General features: G+C 42.8%; 16 protein-coding genes, 1 tRNA gene and 1 pseudogene. 6 read left to right on the top strand and 12 right to left on the bottom strand.

Annotation, left to right across the window (positions count from 1 at the left end; genetic code table 11):
- Positions 1-231 (top strand): annotated as a pseudogene (locus CRJ00_RS14205) (IS110 family transposase); the annotation flags it as partial.
- Between the two features lie 173 nt (positions 232-404).
- Here CRJ00_RS14205 and CRJ00_RS14200 read toward each other — a convergent pair.
- The 4 genes from CRJ00_RS14200 to CRJ00_RS14185 all read right to left on the bottom strand — a co-directional run bounded on the left by CRJ00_RS14200 (position 405) and on the right by CRJ00_RS14185 (position 3,493).
- Positions 405-1,532 carry a TlpA disulfide reductase family protein gene (locus CRJ00_RS14200; protein WP_099367423.1) on the bottom strand — a complete coding sequence of 376 codons (1,128 nt, stop codon included), beginning with the start codon at positions 1,530-1,532 and terminating at the stop codon, positions 405-407.
- Between the two features lie 37 nt (positions 1,533-1,569).
- A complete protein-coding gene (locus tag CRJ00_RS14195) occupies positions 1,570-2,397 on the bottom strand; it encodes a TPM domain-containing protein (RefSeq protein ID WP_099367426.1) in 828 nt (275 codons plus the stop codon).
- A gap of 10 nt (positions 2,398-2,407) precedes the next feature.
- The gene (locus tag CRJ00_RS14190) at positions 2,408-2,836 is read right to left on the bottom strand and encodes a TPM domain-containing protein (RefSeq protein WP_099367422.1); all 429 of its coding nucleotides are present in this window, start codon (positions 2,834-2,836) and stop codon (positions 2,408-2,410) included.
- A gap of 78 nt (positions 2,837-2,914) precedes the next feature.
- Positions 2,915-3,493: a LemA family protein gene (locus tag CRJ00_RS14185; protein WP_099367421.1), complete on the bottom strand. Its 579-nt coding sequence runs from the start codon at positions 3,491-3,493 to the stop codon at positions 2,915-2,917.
- Positions 3,494-3,643: 150 nt separating this feature from the next.
- On the opposite strand from CRJ00_RS14185, the gene CRJ00_RS14180 reads away from it, so the two are divergent.
- Positions 3,644-5,185 carry an NAD(P)/FAD-dependent oxidoreductase gene (locus tag CRJ00_RS14180; protein WP_099367420.1) on the top strand — a complete coding sequence of 514 codons (1,542 nt, stop codon included), beginning with the start codon at positions 3,644-3,646 and terminating at the stop codon, positions 5,183-5,185.
- Positions 5,186-5,311: 126 nt separating this feature from the next.
- Positions 5,312-5,384 (top strand) — tRNA-Gly (locus tag CRJ00_RS14175).
- Between the two features lie 392 nt (positions 5,385-5,776).
- Here CRJ00_RS14175 and CRJ00_RS14165 read toward each other — a convergent pair.
- The 4 genes from CRJ00_RS14165 to sufB form a co-directional block, all read right to left on the bottom strand.
- Positions 5,777-7,003: an MFS transporter gene (locus CRJ00_RS14165; RefSeq protein WP_099367418.1), complete on the bottom strand. Its 1,227-nt coding sequence runs from the start codon at positions 7,001-7,003 to the stop codon at positions 5,777-5,779.
- A 67-nt stretch (positions 7,004-7,070) separates the two neighbouring features.
- Positions 7,071-8,378, bottom strand: coding sequence for a Fe-S cluster assembly protein SufD (gene sufD / locus CRJ00_RS14160; protein ID WP_099367425.1), 1,308 nt, complete (start codon positions 8,376-8,378; stop codon positions 7,071-7,073).
- 42 nt (positions 8,379-8,420) lie between these two features.
- Positions 8,421-9,179 (bottom strand): Fe-S cluster assembly ATPase SufC, encoded by a 759-nt coding sequence (gene sufC / locus CRJ00_RS14155; protein WP_099367417.1) that lies wholly within the window; start codon positions 9,177-9,179, stop codon positions 8,421-8,423.
- A gap of 15 nt (positions 9,180-9,194) precedes the next feature.
- Positions 9,195-10,646, bottom strand: a complete 1,452-nt coding sequence (gene sufB / locus CRJ00_RS14150) for a Fe-S cluster assembly protein SufB (RefSeq protein WP_099367416.1) — start codon at positions 10,644-10,646, stop codon at positions 9,195-9,197.
- A 326-nt stretch (positions 10,647-10,972) separates the two neighbouring features.
- On the opposite strand from sufB, the gene CRJ00_RS14145 reads away from it, so the two are divergent.
- On the top strand, positions 10,973-11,443 hold the full coding sequence (locus CRJ00_RS14145; RefSeq protein WP_099367415.1) for an Lrp/AsnC family transcriptional regulator: 471 nt from the start codon (positions 10,973-10,975) through the stop codon (positions 11,441-11,443).
- 7 nt (positions 11,444-11,450) lie between these two features.
- A complete protein-coding gene (locus CRJ00_RS14140) occupies positions 11,451-12,515 on the top strand; it encodes a DUF6695 family protein (RefSeq protein ID WP_245153258.1) in 1,065 nt (354 codons plus the stop codon).
- Here the strand turns inward: CRJ00_RS14140 and ung are convergent.
- Positions 12,512-13,183: a uracil-DNA glycosylase gene (ung, locus tag CRJ00_RS14135; protein WP_099367414.1), complete on the bottom strand. Its 672-nt coding sequence runs from the start codon at positions 13,181-13,183 to the stop codon at positions 12,512-12,514. The genes CRJ00_RS14140 and ung overlap by 4 nt on opposite strands.
- A 96-nt stretch (positions 13,184-13,279) precedes the next feature.
- Between ung and CRJ00_RS14130 the strand changes: the two genes are divergently transcribed.
- The gene (locus CRJ00_RS14130) at positions 13,280-13,819 is read left to right on the top strand and encodes a hypothetical protein (protein WP_099367413.1); all 540 of its coding nucleotides are present in this window, start codon (positions 13,280-13,282) and stop codon (positions 13,817-13,819) included.
- A 92-nt stretch (positions 13,820-13,911) separates the two neighbouring features.
- Here the strand turns inward: CRJ00_RS14130 and CRJ00_RS14125 are convergent, their stop codons facing one another.
- From CRJ00_RS14125 to CRJ00_RS14115, 3 genes are read right to left on the bottom strand one after another with little or no spacing between them, the layout of a single operon-like run.
- Positions 13,912-14,370: a hypothetical protein gene (locus CRJ00_RS14125; protein ID WP_134776093.1), complete on the bottom strand. Its 459-nt coding sequence runs from the start codon at positions 14,368-14,370 to the stop codon at positions 13,912-13,914.
- A 6-nt stretch (positions 14,371-14,376) separates the two neighbouring features.
- Positions 14,377-14,850, bottom strand: coding sequence for a DUF4293 domain-containing protein (locus tag CRJ00_RS14120; protein WP_099367411.1), 474 nt, complete (start codon positions 14,848-14,850; stop codon positions 14,377-14,379).
- Between the two features lie 39 nt (positions 14,851-14,889).
- On the bottom strand, positions 14,890-16,818 hold the full coding sequence (locus CRJ00_RS14115) for an ATP-binding protein (RefSeq protein WP_180268497.1): 1,929 nt from the start codon (positions 16,816-16,818) through the stop codon (positions 14,890-14,892).
- Positions 16,819-17,163: the final 345 nt, after the last annotated feature.

Here is a 17,163-nt window from a genome sequence, read left to right as displayed (position 1 = left end):
AGGGGAAAGGGACATATCTGCAAGATGGGGATGGGCCAGGTCAGAAAGGTGCTGTACATGGCGGCAATATCCGCCATCAGGAGCAACACCGCCTGCAGCGGGCTTTATGGGAGGTTGATGGAAAAGGGAAAACCCTACAAGGTCGCAATCATAGCAGTGGTGAACAAACTGATCAAACAGGCATTCGCCATCGCAAAATCTGGAAAGGGCTACATCGCAAAAGCGGCCTAATCAGAATATTATTTGGAGAAAATTTAATTTATTATTTGGATATATACACAGTTCATTGCGAGGAGGTACGACGAAGCAATCTTTAAACTATTCGAAAGATTGCTTCGTCCCTCGCAATGACGGGTAAAGTGTCTCGCAATGACGGGTAAAGAGCTCCGCAATGACGAGAAAGCCTACTTAATAACCTCAGCCAATTTTTCTTCCAAGGCCTTGCCTCTCAAATTCGAAGCAATGATCTTTCCACTAGGATCAACCAAAAAATTAGCAGGTATCCCCTCAATAGCATACAAAGGAACGACCTCCGATTGCCAGAATTTCAAATCCGACACATGCGGCCATTGCTCCAATTTATCCTCATGAATAGCTTTTACCCAATCATCCTTCTTACCCGGACGATCCAAGGAAACGCCAAATACCGTAAAATTCTTATCCTTAAACTTATTGAACGCTGCTACAACATTTGGGTTTTCATGACGGCAAGGTCCACACCAGCTCGCCCAGAAATCGATCAATACATATTTTCCTCTCAACGAAGACAATTTGATCACATTTCCAGCTGTATCCGGCAATGCAATCTCCGGAGCCACAGCACCGATCGCTACACCTTTCAATTTCTCAATCTTCGCAGCAATTGCTTTTCCCTTTTCGGTATTCTTCAATGCTGGCGACAATTTCTCATAAGCTGGAATACCTAGGTCATTCACATTCTCTGCAGAGATCAAATCCCCAAGAATATTCAAACTTACATAGCTATTCGGTTTGCTCAAAACAAACTGCTGGCTCAATTCTTTCTGTTTTTCAAACAAAGCCATAGCTTGGTTCTGCAACCCGCCCACAAATTCCTCATTTTCTTGCTGTTCTTTAGGTGCATCCGCATAAGTCTTGTTCAATTGCGCAAACTGATCCGTCACTGGTTTCATCGCATTCTTGTAATCCGTGAAATCCTTGTTGATATCATTTCCTGATACCGTCGCTGTGCTCAGTTTATCACCTTTTACATTGATCACGCCTTTTGCCAAATACAAACCACCCACATCAGGATTACTCAATTGACGAATGCCCTTACCTTCTGGCGAAAGTATCAACTGCGCCTGTGTAGGCTGCGATACAACTCCATTGAAGGTAAATGCGCCCTTTACCACATTGGCAGAATCCAAATGATTCTGACCACCATCCGAATACGATAAGAAAACTTTTGCCGGCGCATCGTGGGTACCGATGTTACCTTTTATGGAGTAATCTTCCTGTGCAAAGAGCAAGGAAGGAACTGCAACTAGTGCACTTAGAATTAATTTTTTCATTTTCAAGTATTTAATTTATATCCGATTAAATGTTCTATTACCATCTTCCGCTGGCACCACCGCCACCGAAGCCGCCTCCTCCGAAACCGCCGAAGCCACCGCCTCCGCCGCCTCCAAAGCCGCCGCCACCAAATCCACCTCCGTCATTATCACCACCACGGCCTAAGGAATTCAACAAGGTCCACCAGAACAGGTCTGAAGAACCACGACCGCCCATCACACGTCCGCCACCATTGTTCCCTCCACCTCCGCGTTTGGAAATAATGGATATGATGACAAATACGACGATAATGATGAAAATAATGGGAATACCACCTCCACCTTCTGTAGAATAGGTCTCCTTAGGCTCTGCTTTATACTCCCCTTTTGCATGGGAAATTAACGCATCCACCCCATTATTAATACCTGCATAATAATCGCCCTGTCTGAAGGCTGGTTTTATTTCATTTTCAATAATCCGGTAGGCAATCACATCGGGCACTGCACCCTCAATACCATAACCCGTACGGATCGTTACGGCACGATCGCCCAAGGCTACCAGTAATAGAATACCATTATCGTATTTCTTATTACCTACGCCCCATTTTTTTGCCAAGCGATCGCCATAATCAGCGATATCATAATCCCCGGTCGAATTCATCACCACCACCGCTAACTGGGTGGTTGTACTATCTTCAAAAGCCAATAACTTCTGCTCGAGCGCCTGTTGTTCACTGGCACTCAACGTATTGGTATAATCACTAACCAATCGGTTCGGAACAGCAGGAAAATCCTGCGCCAACGCCGTAAAGTGAATGATTAACCCTACAAATAATCCAAGGAATATCTTGATAGACGTACTCAATAAACGAGTTTTCTTGTCCATAAATTGTTGTTTATCCAAAATAAATATCATTTGGAAGTTCATTGACATCATCATCCCTTCTTGGGAAATAATGTGCCAGCTGCTCCCCTGCCTGTTCAATGCCCGCAATCAGTCCATGCACATAATCCGATTGCCTAAAATATGCCAACATGGATTCTTTTGTGGATTCCCAAAAATCCGCAGGAACTTTATCATTGATCCCCGAGTCGCCGATGATCGCAAACTGATGGTCATCGGTCGCCAAATAGATCAATACCCCATTACGCAATAAGGTCTGGTGCATCTTCAGCTTCTCGAAATACGCTGTTGCCTGCTCATATGCCTCCATGCCATGTAGCTTTCTTTCCACCACCAAACGGATCTCTCCTGATGTACGGTTCTCGGCCAAACTAATGGCCTGAACTACTTTTTCCTGTTCCTCTTGATTAAATATTTCCATGAGCTAAAAAAAGGAAAGATGAATGCGGATGGATTGCTCCACGCATTCATCTTTCTATATTAACAACAATAAAATTCATTAAAATTGAACTGTTGGAGCTTTATCTGATCCTTCAGTTGCTTTAAACGTACCTTTAGCTTTGAATCCAAAAATACCAGCCATCAAATTGTTAGGAAATGAACGAACCGTAGTATTGTACTCCTGAACAGCTTCGTTGTACGCTCTGCGTTCTACGGAAATACGATTCTCTGTTCCTTCCAACTGCGCTTGCAATTCTTGGAAGTTCGCATTCGCCTTCAAGTCTGGGTAAGCTTCCACACTAACCAATAAACGACCCAAAGACTGCGATAATGCATCCTGGGATTGTTGGTAATTTGCGATGGCTTCTTCTGACAAGTTGGATGGGTCAACAGTTACTGAAGTTGCTTTTGCGCGAGCTTCTGTAACAGCTGTCAAAGTGCTCTCTTCGTGGTTGGCAGCTCCTTTTACGGTATTAACCAAATTCGGGATAAGGTCTGCTCTACGTTGGTAAGCATTTTCAACCTGTGCCCATTTTCCTTTAACATTCTCATCCTGGGAAACCATGGTGTTGTAACCACAAGAACTGAAAGAAAGTGCTGTGAATAAACCTACTAAGGCGATTAATAATCTTTTCATGTGTAATGTTTTAACTTGTATTCTTTAAAATTAAGAAATTGTTTTTATAAAAATAACATATCAAACGATATACCAATCCTTGTAAAACGTGAAATTATGGCAGGAAATGGTAACTTTGTAGCGTTTTTGGGATAAAACCCCAACAGAATTATGCAGAAAGAAATTGAAATTGCCTTAGTTCCTGAGGCCATAGACGATGAAAAACGTATTTTAAACGAAGGATCCAAAAAACTTCGTATCCCTGTACAACGTATCCAAGGATTCCATATCCGGAAACGATCTATTGATGCCCGCGGCAAACAAGTGCTTTTCCGCTTGAGGATCGTTTATTTCATTGATGAACCTGTTTCCCTACCGGATTTCCACAGTAAATTAAAGGATGTTAGCCAAGCTAAACCCGTGATCATCATCGGGGCAGGACCGGCCGGACTTTTTGCGGCCTATCGCTGCCTGGAAAGGGGATTAAAACCCATTGTGATCGAAAGAGGGAAAAAGGTACAGGACCGCCGTCGGGATCTGGCGAAGATCAATCGCGAAGGGATCGTCAATCCGGAATCCAATTATTGTTATGGGGAAGGCGGTGCCGGAACTTATTCGGATGGAAAACTATACACTCGATCGAACAAACGCGGCGATGTGCAACAGGTACTGGGTATTTTTGTGGAGCATGGCGCCACCCCAGATATCATGGTGGATGCTCGTCCGCATATCGGAACCAATAAATTGCCCCATATCATTGAAAGCATCCGCGAACGGATCATCGAATTTGGTGGCGAGGTGCTGTTCGACTGCAAGGTGGTCGATATACTGGAACAATTCGGACAGGTGGAAGGGGTTATGACGGATGCAGGCGAGCGTATCCTGGCCAAACATGTGGTCGTCGCTACGGGACATTCGGCTCGGGATATCTACGAACTCTTTCGGAAAAAAGGCTGGTTATTGGAAGCCAAACCTTTTGCTTTAGGGGTTCGGATCGAGCATCCGCAGGAAATCATCGATCAGGCTCAATACCATTGTTCCATCCGACCGGAGAACCTACCACCTGCTTATTACAGCTTGGTGGAACAGGTAGAAGGCCGCGGGGTATTTTCCTTCTGCATGTGTCCGGGAGGGATTATTGCTCCCTGTGCAACAGATCATGAAGAGATTGTGGTCAATGGCTGGTCTCCTTCCAAACGGAATAACCCACATGCCAATTGCGGAACCGTGATCCAGATCAATCTGGAGGATGTGAAAAATGCAGATGCTGATCCTTTTGCCTTGTTGGATTTTCAGCGGGAAATCGAGCAGAGGGCTTTTCAGCTGGGTGGTGGGAATCTGGTCGCTCCGGCACAGCGCATGGTGGATTTTGTACAGCAGAAGGTTTCCTTGGATCTTCCTATAAATTCTTATAAGCCTGGAACGCGGTCTGTGGATCTGAGGGAGGTACTTCCCGGATTTGTGCATCAGGCATTACGTGGGGCTTTGCCCATTTTCGGAAAGAAAATGAAGGGATATTATACGAATGAGGCTATTTTGGTGGGTGTGGAGTCCAGGACATCATCACCGGTGAGAATCCCGAGGGATAAGGATAGTTTCCAACATCCGCAAGTCGCTGGTTTATATCCATGTGCGGAAGGTGCGGGGTATGCGGGCGGGATTGTATCGGCAGCCATTGATGGGATGAATTGTATAGATGCGATTCAGGATTAAGGAGGATTTGGGTTGAATTTGAAATAAAACGGGGTAGATTTTAAAATAATATATGGTTGGGGGTTGACAAGAATAAGGTTTTATTGTACTTTTGTGTCACCAAACGCGAAATGTTTAACGTTTAATGCGAAAGTAGCTCAGTTGGTAGAGCACAACCTTGCCAAGGTTGGGGTCGCGAGTTCGAATCTCGTCTTTCGCTCAGAGTTTAAAACTTGAAGCTTTCTGACTTTTCAGAAAGCTTTTTTTTGTGCTTCCTCCGTCATTGCGAGGAGGCACGACGAAGCAATCTTTCGATATAAGTCTCCCTTTTGTCAACTTGAGTAAAGATTGCTTCGTTCCTCGCAATGACGCACCCCCTCCCCCTTTGCTCCTCCTATGCTCCTCCCCATCCTCTCCATCCTCACCCCCTCCGCACCTCCAAATCACCCCCTCGCTCCGACCTGAAACCATACTGAAAGTAATGTGAAAGTATGCTTTTCCTATACCAACCATACTAAAAACCTACTTTAACCCTACTTAAACCCTATTTTAATACCATTTTCAACCCATTTACATAGAAAAACATACAGCTAAAACCTAAAAGCTAATAAATTACTCCTCAGGTTTTTTCAAACCCAAGGACATCAAGGAAGGAGTAAAAAAGGAACAAATCCCCAAACCGATCACCAGCAACCCAGCAATCACAAAAGCATTGGCTACGCCAATATAATCCGCAATATTACCCGCAAAAATCAACCCGATCAAGCTCGGAATAATCGCAAAGCTAAAATACAAGGAAAACACCCGGCCCAACATCTCCGGCGCTACTTCCTCCTGTATCGTCGTCATAAAAGCCGCCGAAAAAATAGACATCGCCATCCCCCCGATCCCTGTTAGTACCACGAAAACAATAAAAAGATTCGGATTTAAAATCCCTGAAAACACAAAAGTCAATCCCAACAAAATATGCATACAATTGATCAGCAGCACTTTCCTCAAATTAATCTTGAAAATACTCAAAATAGATCCCCCGATCAGCATCCCTACTCCCCAGATCACCTCGATCACGCTCATCTCAAATTCCTTCCCTCCAAAGTGATCGATGGTCAACAAAGGAAACATAATAGCCACCGGCATAATCCCTACGGTCGCCATTACCGAATACAGAAACATCCAAGCCAAACCCTTATTCCGATAAATCGCTGCCATGCCCATCTTGAGATCCTTCCATACCTGCCCAATAGAGCCCGAAACCTCTACCTTCAAATGCGGGATACTGATGAACAACAAGCTGCAAATGGCAAACACGGCACCGATCACATCCAGGTACAATACCCTATTGATCGGAAAATTGGCGATCGCCAGGGTTCCCAATGCCGGACCAGCGATGGAACTCACCGATTGCAACATCTGGTTGATACCAGAAACCCGCAGCAATTGGTTTTCCGGAACGATCAAGGGGGCAATGGCCTGCATGGCTGGAGAGTGGAAAGCTGATCCAATAGACCGGCAGACCATCAACAGGTACAACAGGTTCAGTTGCACATGTCCATCCTTAATAACGAGGGTCATCATGATGGTACATATGGCAATAAAGGCATCCGCAAAGATCATGATCTTCTTCCGGTCCCAACGATCGATATATACACCTGCAAAAGGTCCGATCAAGGCCTGCGGAAGCAGGGCCGCGATCGCAGAATAGCCTAATATCTCGGCCGATTTGTATTCCAGGCTCAACCAGATAATGATCGCAAAATTCACCGCCGAACTGCTCAGTAAAGAGACGAATTGCCCGAACCAGATAAATAGATAGGTCTTAAACCATTTTTCCTTTTGCATAAGGTAAATATCAAAAAAAAAGCGTCTAAGCCAAAGACCTAGACGCTTTATTACTAAAACTACACTACTAATTTCTCTCTAAACCCTTTGCTACGCGATCTTCAACAAATGCCCTAACCACTTCGTTAGAGAACCTGGATGTCACATCAAATGCAAAGGCGTGTACCAATAGGATACGAGCGCTCTCTTCACCGATACCTCTTGCACGCAGGTAGAACAATGCTTCATCATCAAACTGCCCCATGGTACATCCATGTGAACATTTTACATCATCTGCAAAAATCTCCAATTGAGGTTTGGTGAAAACAGTCGATTTATCCCCGATCAACATATTGTTGTTCTGTTGGAAAGCATTCGTCTTCTGTGCATCTTCGCGCACAAAGATCTTTCCATTGAAAACCGCTGTCGACTCGTCCTGTGGAATATTCTTATACCATTCATAAGATTCACCATGAGGTTTCATGTGATCCACGATGGTATGGTTGTCTACAAACTGTTTATCCGCCAACAGGTTGATCCCGTATAAATGGGATTCTACCTCCTGCGCATCCATACGAACATTCAGATCGTTACGTACGAAGGCAACACCTGGGAAATTACAGTTGTAGTTATTGTATAGACTATGTTTTGTCTGGTAGATCTCTACGTGGTTGATGTAGCTGCTGGTATCGGATGATAACTGCAGGTAATAATGCTGTAGTTTAGCATTCTCTTCCACAACGATCTCTGTTACTTTATTGTTCAGGTTTTTGGCTGCATCATCCAAGGCAATAAAGCTTTCGATGATCTCCACCTCTGCATTCGGTTCAACAACATAAAGGTTTCTGGTCTGCGCAAAGAAATCCTGCGCACCAGTAGCTACATGAACAATATGGATAGGTTTGGAAACAACCTTGTTTTTTGCTACCGAAAGGTAAACCCCGGAAGTATGTAAGGCCGTGTTCAAAGCCACCATCGCCGAGCCGGTCTTATCGGCATGCTTGGCAAAGTGCTTTTGGAAGTTTTCTTCATCCTGGGCGTCTTCGATCGATTTTACAGTCAATCCGATCTCATCTTCCAAGGAGGAGAATGCCAACACATATTGTCCATTGATCAATACGATCTGATGGGCATCCAAATTCGGGATATCGGCTTTGCTCAAGTCGATATCTGCCACATCCACATCTTCGTTCAATAAGTAAGTCTTATTGACCAAGGGTTGGATGTTGGTATATTTCCAATCTTCATTCTTCACGGTTGGGAAGCCCAATTCCTGGAAACGTGCGAATGCCTCCTGCCTCAAGGATTTTACCTCGGCAGTATCATTACTCGTTTCCAACTCTTGGAATGTTGCTGTCAACTGTTGGAATAAAGAGTTTGCTACTAATGTACTCATGTTATTTGTTGTCAATCCGCTCATTACCTTTCTAATTATAAATTAGGCATCCTGCGCATCTAATTCTTTTAACCAATCGTATCCTTTTTCTTCTAGCTCTAAAGCCAATTCTTTGGTTCCTGTCTTTACGATTCTACCATTGTGCAGTACATGGACAAAATCAGGAACGATATAATCCAACAAGCGTTGGTAGTGGGTGATCACGATAAATGCATTGTCTTTGGAACGCAATTGGTTTACACCATTTGCAACAATACGTAATGCATCGATATCCAATCCGGAATCCGTTTCATCCAAAATGGATAATTTAGGGTTCAACATCGCCAATTGGAAGATCTCGTTACGTTTCTTTTCACCACCTGAGAACCCTTCGTTCAACGAACGGTTTGCCAAGTTTGCGGAAAATTCCACCAACTTCTGCTTCTCTTTTACCGTTTGCAAGAACTCTTTGGCTTCCACTGGAGGAAGGCCTTTATATTCACGAATATCATTAACAGCTGTTCTTAGGAAGTTGATGTTTGATACTCCAGGGATTTCAACCGGATATTGGAAAGCTAAGAAAAGACCTTCGCGAGCGCGATCTTCCGGAGCCAGATCCAATAGATCCTTACCATCCAAGGTTGCTTCACCTTCGGTTACTTCATAGGCATCACGTCCTGCCAATACATTTCCCAATGTACTTTTTCCGGCGCCGTTAGGGCCCATGATCGCATGAACTTCTCCTGCCTTAACTTCTAAATTTAATCCTTTTAAAATTTGTTTGTCTTCAATAGACGCATGCAAATTCTTAATGCTTAACATAATCTCTTTTAAAATCTATCCAACTGATCCTTCTAATGAAATGGCAAGAAGCTTCTGTGCTTCCACTGCGAATTCCATAGGCAATTGATTTAATACTTCTTTTGCATATCCATTCACGATCAAGCCTACGGCTTTCTCCGAATCGATTCCACGTTGGTTCAAGTAGAACACCTGGTCTTCACCAATTTTTGAGGTGGTAGCCTCATGTTCCAATTTCGCCGTTTTGTTTTTACTTTCTATGTAGGGGAAGGTATGTGCACCACAACGATCACCGATCAATAAACTATCACATTGGGTGAAGTTCCTTGAATTATCTGCGTTAGGACCAATTTTTACCAAACCTCTGTAGCTGTTATGGCTGGTTCCGGCAGAGATACCTTTAGAAATGATCTTTGATCGGGTATTCTTGCCCAAATGTACCATCTTGGTTCCTGTATCAGCTACCTGCTTATTGCGGGTCATGGCAACCGAATAAAATTCGCCCACTGAATGGTCACCTTTCAGGATAACTCCTGGGTATTTCCAGGTAATCGCTGATCCGGTTTCCACCTGCGTCCATGAAATCTTGGAATGGTCGCCTTTACAGATACCGCGTTTGGTCACGAAGTTGAAGATACCACCTTTACCGTCCTTATCGCCTGGATACCAGTTCTGAACCGTAGAGTATTTGATCTCAGCATTCTTTTGAGCCACCAATTCGACCACCGCAGCATGCAATTGATTTTCGTCACGCATCGGTGCGGTACATCCCTCTAAATAGGAAACATACGAATCCTCATCCGCAATGATCAATGTACGCTCAAATTGACCGGTATTCTGTGCGTTGATACGGAAATAGGTAGACAATTCCATCGGACAGTGAACGCCTTTTGGAATATACACAAAGGAACCATCGGAAAATACCGCTGAGTTCAATGCCGCATAAATATTATCCGTTTGGGGAACTACTGTTCCTAAATATTCTTTTACTAATTCTGGATGTTCCTGAACCGCCTCACCAAAAGAACAGAAAATAACCCCTTTTTCTTTCAGTTTTTCACGGAAGGTCGTTTTTACCGACACCGAGTCGAATACGGCATCCACCGCAACCACTCCGGCCAATATCTTTTGTTCATCCAATGGGATACCAAGCTTCTCGAAAGTTGCCAATAACTCCGGATCAACCTCATCCATGCTTTCCAATTGCTTTTTTGCCTTTGGTGCTGCATAGTAAGAAATGTCTTGAAAATCTACATCGGGGTTCTCGAAGTTCTGCCAAGTAGGCAGGCTCATGTTCTGAAAATGGCGGAAGGCTTTTAAACGCCATTCCAATAACCACTCCGGTTCATTCTTCTTACTGGAAATCAAACGGACCGTATCTTCATTGAGCCCTTTTGGCGCAATATCCATCTCGATATCCGTTGTAAAACCGTATTTATATTCTTCGAGCTCTAACTCTTTTAATAAATCGTCGTCTTTGCTGCTCATTTCGCTTTCACTTTAATACAGGCAGATGCCTAATGCTTTTGATTTGCAAAGTTACGACATAAAATGCATAAAAAGGGCATGATTGTGTTCCCGCTACACAGTTTTCCACAAAAAAAATGACAAATATCATTTCTCCGCTGTTTTAAGCTATTTAGAATGATTATATTATGACAATAAACTGATTAGCATAGATATTTCCTATAATAATAGATATTATCTATAACCCCAGGTTATTTTACACGGCTGCAAATTAACCTGTTCATGAATTTGAGAAAAACCAAATAAAATTTTGTACATTTATGGTTCTTTATTTTATTTGTAACCCTATGTCATTTCAGCCAGATAAAACGGACTTAAAGATTCTTAAACTGCTTCAGGAAAACGGAAGGATAACCAATTTGCAGTTGGCCACGAATATTGGCCTCTCTCCTGCCCCCACCTTGGAGCGGGTTAGAAAATTGGAAAATTCAGGATTCATCAAGAGTTACCATGCTTTTGTAGATGAGGAGAAATTAGGATTAGGCATCAAATCCTTCATCCAGGTTTCTTTGGATTTCCATACGCACAATGCCATCCCTGAATTTGTGGAGGCTGTTCGCGCGATTCCGGAAGTGACCGAATGTCATCACGTGACCGGAAACTGCGATTTCATGCTGAAAGTCTATGTAAAGGACATCAAGGCTTACGAAGGGGTTATCATGGAGAAGATTTCCAAAATACCATTTGTGAAGACTTTCCAGACCATGATGATCATGTCGACAAGTAAAAAAGAACCAATTGTTCCTTTGGAGTATTAATTTATCTATGTCTCAGAAAGATTCAGCGATCATATTAACTTGGCCCGATGCTACGATCCGTGGAGATGAAAAATGGATGATGTTTTTCAAGAAGATCGGTATTGTGAAAAACCTGAACTTTAAGGTTGGTCACACGGGAGTGGTATTGGTTAAGCATGAGACCGGTGAACTTTTCTTCTATGATTTCGGCCGATACATCGCCCCTCGCGGTTATGGTCGTGCCAGATCCAAAGATTCCGATCCCTTACTGAAGATTGCTGTTCGAGCAACCTTTAAGGATGGAAAGATCAACAACTTGGAAGAGATAGTCGCGCATTTTGAAACCATAAAACATGCGATGTATGGCGAAGGCCGGCTCTTCTTCAGCATTGCGGAAGATATTGATTTCGATATCGCCAAGGCTTATGGGGATGAATGTGTACGGCAAGGAACCTATCCTTATGGTGCTGTAGCGAAAAACAATAATAACTGCTCACGTTTCATCACCCGCATGCTGATGAAATCCAATCCTAAGTACCATTACTGGCACGGGATCAATCTTCCGGAAACCATCAAAGCAAGCCCTATAAGCAATGTTGTTAATGTAAACAAGGATCGAATGGTCTATAGCTATTCGCCAGAAGATGGTTTGAAGCACTTCCGGATGAACCGTTGGCAATCTTTCTTCTTTTTGGTAAAACAATTGGGGGATAATGTCTTCCAAAAGAAAGCCTCTCTATTGCCGAATGATCGGATCATCGGGGCGGTTAAATTCGGGTCGAAACCCATATCGGTTCCAAAATCTGCGAAATATCTCGGTGGTGTAGGCGATGGCGCTTGGTATTTCCTGAATGAACGCCACGATAACCATATCGAAATCAGCCGGTACAACAGTCAGGGCATGCTGGAATATGTTGTTTTGGGAGAAACCCCGGAAATCATTGATTTCAGCGAGGAATGGGATATTGCCTATGATAGCCACCTCCTATTCACCCATGTGGTTCAACAGGGTAAAAAGATCAGAATCGAGCATATTGAAGTGCTTCCAGTAGACTCTTATAAATTTAAGAACCTACAGGAAAAATACGCCTAAACCTGCCAATCAATTGGCTGCTCCCCCTTACTTATCAGAAAATCATTGGCCTTGGAAAAGTGTCTGCAGCCATAAAACCCGCGATAGACCGAGAGTGGTGATGGATGTACAGATGTGAGGATCAAATGTTTGCTGCTATCGATCAGACTGGATTTTTTGATGGCATAACTCCCCCATAAGAGAAAGACCACGTGTTCACAGTTGTAGGAAATCGCTTTAATGATTTCATCGGTGAACATCTCCCAACCTTTTTTCTGATGCGAACCAGCCTCATGTGCCCTTACGGTCAAGGTGGCATTCAACAACAAGACTCCTTGCTCCGCCCATTTCGTTAGATTTCCATGGTTTGGAATCTGGAAACCCTGAATATCCGTGCTCAGTTCGCTGTAGATATTTCTTAGGGAAGGAGGAATCGCCATGCCTTCCGGAACGGAGAAAGAAAGTCCATGTGCTTGCCCATCGTTATGGTAAGGGTCCTGACCGAGGATAACCACCTTTAGTTTGTCCAGAGGAGTCAATTGAAACGCGTGGAACACCAGATCGGTCGGTGGAAATACCTGGAATGTCCCTCTTTCTGCCTGTACAAAGGCGGAAAGTGCCTGCATTTTTTCGGATTGAAATAAGGGCTTGATAATGCTGTCCCAGCTGGGATCAAATCGATCTGACATAAATATGGATATAATTTTACATTATTTTACCGCAAACAAGTTGTATAACACGGTAATTAAACGGATATTTGCAAACTTACAGCATTAAGAATAATTATGTCAAATTTAGTTCGAATTATAATATGTAGTTTGTTGATTGTTGGGACGGTAGCCTTGTTCTGGTTTGGACACTGGGGATGGGGTATATTGGCAATCCTGATTACAATTTTAGCATGGGTAACGGTGTTTTTCAATGAGAAAATGTTGCTTGCGCAGTGGTTTCTTCGTAAGGAACGTATGGATAAAGCAGAGGTTTGGTTAAAGAAGATCAACAACTATGAAACGGAATTGATTTCGGCTCAACATGGTTATTATCATATGCTATTGGGATTGATCGAATCGCAACGTGCGCCGTTACAGTCGGAAAAGTTTTTTAAGAAGGCATTGGCTTTGGGATTGCATATGGATCATAGTGTTGCCTTGACCAAATTAAGTTTGGCGGGGATTGCGATGGCGAAAAGAAATAAACGCGAAGCAGAGAAGCTTTTGGCTGAAGCCAAAAAAGCGGATAAGAATAAGTTGTTGGAAGAGCAGATTAAGTTGATGAAGTCGCAGATGGGGATGATGGATAAACAGCAGTTTAGGTATTCGAGGTAGGTACTTCATTGCGAGGAACGAAGCAATCTTTGGACTAATCGAAAGATTGCTTCGTTCCTCGCAATGACGTAGAGCCCTCGTAATGACGGGGATCAAAACCGAATTCTCGCTTCGATAAACTTTCCTTCTTCCTCCAAAGACTCAAAAACCAATTTCATTTCCTTTGCTTTTTTCATCGCTGCACTCAATGGAGAGAACTTAACCGTTATACCCACAGGAACATCCTGCTTCAATAAATAATTCAAATAATTCTGTCTTTGGGAAAGCAGCACCAATACCCTACCCATCTTCACACTATGCAACATATGCGACTTTCCTTCCCCATCAACCAACGTACTTGCAAACACATTCAACCTAAAATCCCTCGGATCCTTTTCATAGGAAATCACAAATAGATCTACCTGCAAGGTATCCCCATTAACCACTTTAGACTTCAGATCAAACTGTATATCATCCACGATATTCACCGTCGTATCCTCTTGCCCAAAAACCAACCTAGGAACAAAAAACAGAAAACCCAACAGGGCAAGTACCATTAATTTTTTCATCATGAAATCTTAACGTAATCGGTCAGCTGATTTGATGAGTTTCTCATCATTCCTGATCCCACGGATCGCAAAACTCAAAAACAGGATCGAGATCGGTAAAATAAAATAACCCACCCCAATATTGCTTACCTTAATATCTTCATTGTTCATATCCCAGATCGAACTTGCAGAAAACCACATTCCAACCGCCAATAAACAGACTAAGATAACCTGCAAAAGGATCAGCTTCAACTGAAGCTTTCTGTCTTTGAAAAAGAAGATAATAAGGATGGGAATCAAGGCAAGTACCACTGTAGCAATCGTTAATAAAAGAAAACTGGACTCCTTGGTCTCCACATTGTTCAAGGAAGAGAAAACTCCTGTAACATAGATGCTTTTTCCAAGCCCAACAGGGTTACTGTACATTAAATAAGGAAATAAGAATAATCCGAAAAGACTGATCCCTGATAGTAACAACCAGATCGATTGTATGCGCTGTATCATAGTATTTTATTGTTTATCCACAAATATAATACAAACAACTTAATTTGCCTTTGGTTTCCCAGAATGTTTAAACGGCAGTTCAATGTTAATGGTTGTTCCTTTTCCCGGTTGGGATTGAACATCCATGGTGCCATGTAGGTAATTGATCCGAGTTTTTACATTCTTCAAGCCGGAACCTTCATTTTCCTCTTTTTCCATCAGATCCACATCAAATCCGGCACCATCATCTTCTACTGTGATCAGGATAGCATGTTCTTCCAAACTGCATTGCACAAGGATGTGTTGAGGATGGCCATGCTTCAACGAATTGTTCAGTAATTCTTGGACTATCCGATAGATATGGGTCTGTTTGTCGTGAGAGAGGCTGTTCAATTCGCCGTAAAGCTGCAGTTCTATCTGGGTATTGCTGTTCTGCAGGCTTTTGCAGAGGTCTTCTAATGAAACCTGCAATCCAAAACGCCGTAGGGCTTCCGGCATGAGGTTCAAAGATATCCTACGCATCTCAGTAATGGCAAAATCCATCTCGTTCAACATCTCATCCACCTTTTCTTCCTGCTTGGATTTGTCCACATCCAGCATTTTATATTTTATGGAGGCTAAAACCGAACCCAAACCGTCGTGGAGATCGCGGGACAAGCGATTTCGTTCCTTTTCTTCCCCCTGCAACATCGCATCCAAAGCCAATAAACGCCTGTTCTTCTGTTGGCTCTTGGAAAGGAAATACAGAATGATCAATATGATCATCAGGATGAGGGCGGCAATGATCCAGGTGTTGCGTATAATCAGATCCGACTTTTCCTTATCCGCTTTCAGCCCATTGATTTCCTTTTCTTTTTCCAGTGTTTTGTATTTTACTTCATAATCCAGGATGGACTCTCGGATTCTACGTTCGAACAAGGTATCCCGCAGTTCAATGTATTTTTTGGACCATTCAAAAGCATTTTTATGTTCGCCCAGCTTTTCATAAATCATGTAATATCGGACAGCCATATTCACACTGTCCTGAAAAAACTGAAAGTCTCTGCCGTTATAGGCCTTTTCACTTAACTGCAGGGAATTTAAGGCGGCTTTATAGTCGCCTTGGTCATATTGGATCAGACTCAATTGAAAATATAGAGAAGAAATCTCCCTGATATCAGTCAATTTCTCCGATTTAAAGGCCGAAATGGCGTTGTTCATAGCCGCTACGGCCGAATCATATTGTTTGGAAAACCTATAATATACAGCTTGGTTATAGTAATAATTGCTGATGGGGATTTCTCCAGCATTTGCTTTAACAAACTTTTCATACTTCGCGAGCGTACTTTTCGCTTCTTTTAACAGTCCCAATGAACATTGGGAAAGAATCAGCATTTTATAGGACTCTTCCAAAATCCAAACATCATAATTGCCCTTCTCCATATGCTGAATGGCCAACAAGAGGTATTTGTTGGCATTGCTGTATTGGATATTGTTCCAAAAATTTAAACCGATCTTGTAATGGACATTTCCGATAAGGACATCATCTTTGGCCTTCAGACTAGCGGGAAGTGCTTCTTTCATCAGCATGTCCATCATTTCAAGTTGTTTATCCTGCCATTGATAAATCGTGGCCATATTGCTCAAGCTTTTTGCCCGGTAATAATACGCCAAGGGATCTTGAAATTGTTGAAGGGCCTTTTCTGCCTCCCGAAATATTCGAATACCTTTTTCAAGGTCATAATCCATATAGAAAGCGCCTTCGTAGACTTTACCGATCGCCAACCACAGATCCGAATTTTTACTGAGTTGCAGCCCTTGTTCTAGATAGGCCTTTGATTGGCTGGAATCTGAATAGGAGTAAAAGAAAGAAAGTTCATAAACTGTCTTGGCCTTCTTCAGGGGATCCTTTTGTAGGCTATAATCCTTTTTTAGACTGTCAATTTCCTTTTGGTATGGAATCAGATCTCCCTGGATGGCGAGCACATCCAAACCCATTAATAGGCACATGATTAGAAAAAGACCGATTTTTTTCAAAGGCATCGTATAAAAAAATGAGGCTGTCTCCTATGTTTGTGTCAAGCAAATGTAGGAGACATTTTTTGTTTTATAGATTTGCTGTATTTAGTGAAAAGAGGGAGAGCCTAGGGCTGTCTTAGTAGCTTTTTTAGCATACTGATTTTTAGAGATGGCCTTCCTCTTTTTCGCTTCCTAAGACAGAACAGAATGTAAGGCGGAATTACAGTCCAGCTTGAATATCCATAAGGAGACAAGTCCAAGGGAAGTTTCACTATTGATTTTTCAGTTTCACATCAAAAAATTAACATGAAAACACTCAAGCAGGTCGTTGGCATT

The organism is Sphingobacterium sp. 1.A.4 (assembly GCF_002734245.1).
In the GTDB taxonomy this organism is placed as follows: Bacteria; Bacteroidota; Bacteroidia; order Sphingobacteriales; family Sphingobacteriaceae; genus Sphingobacterium; species Sphingobacterium tenebrionis.
This window is presented reverse-complemented; position numbering and strand designations above follow the sequence as displayed.

Bases quoted from the DNA above. Each gene is read 5' to 3' on its own strand.
- CRJ00_RS14200 (WP_099367423.1), bottom strand. From the start codon at position 1,532: ATGAAAAAATTAATTCTAAGTGCACTAGTTGCAGTTCCTTCCTTGCTC.
- CRJ00_RS14195 (WP_099367426.1), bottom strand. From the start codon at position 2,397: ATGGACAAGAAAACTCGTTTATTGAGTACGTCTATCAAGATATTCCTT.
- CRJ00_RS14190 (WP_099367422.1), bottom strand. From the start codon at position 2,836: ATGGAAATATTTAATCAAGAGGAACAGGAAAAAGTAGTTCAGGCCATT.
- CRJ00_RS14185 (WP_099367421.1), bottom strand. From the start codon at position 3,493: ATGAAAAGATTATTAATCGCCTTAGTAGGTTTATTCACAGCACTTTCT.
- CRJ00_RS14180 (WP_099367420.1), top strand. From the start codon at position 3,644: ATGCAGAAAGAAATTGAAATTGCCTTAGTTCCTGAGGCCATAGACGAT.
- CRJ00_RS14165 (WP_099367418.1), bottom strand. From the start codon at position 7,003: ATGCAAAAGGAAAAATGGTTTAAGACCTATCTATTTATCTGGTTCGGG.
- sufD (WP_099367425.1), bottom strand. From the start codon at position 8,378: ATGAGTACATTAGTAGCAAACTCTTTATTCCAACAGTTGACAGCAACA.
- sufC (WP_099367417.1), bottom strand. From the start codon at position 9,179: ATGTTAAGCATTAAGAATTTGCATGCGTCTATTGAAGACAAACAAATT.
- sufB (WP_099367416.1), bottom strand. From the start codon at position 10,646: ATGAGCAGCAAAGACGACGATTTATTAAAAGAGTTAGAGCTCGAAGAA.
- CRJ00_RS14145 (WP_099367415.1), top strand. From the start codon at position 10,973: ATGTCATTTCAGCCAGATAAAACGGACTTAAAGATTCTTAAACTGCTT.
- CRJ00_RS14140 (WP_245153258.1), top strand. From the start codon at position 11,451: ATGTCTCAGAAAGATTCAGCGATCATATTAACTTGGCCCGATGCTACG.
- ung (WP_099367414.1), bottom strand. From the start codon at position 13,183: ATGTCAGATCGATTTGATCCCAGCTGGGACAGCATTATCAAGCCCTTA.
- CRJ00_RS14130 (WP_099367413.1), top strand. From the start codon at position 13,280: ATGTCAAATTTAGTTCGAATTATAATATGTAGTTTGTTGATTGTTGGG.
- CRJ00_RS14125 (WP_134776093.1), bottom strand. From the start codon at position 14,370: ATGATGAAAAAATTAATGGTACTTGCCCTGTTGGGTTTTCTGTTTTTT.
- CRJ00_RS14120 (WP_099367411.1), bottom strand. From the start codon at position 14,850: ATGATACAGCGCATACAATCGATCTGGTTGTTACTATCAGGGATCAGT.
- CRJ00_RS14115 (WP_180268497.1), bottom strand. From the start codon at position 16,818: ATGTGCCTATTAATGGGTTTGGATGTGCTCGCCATCCAGGGAGATCTG.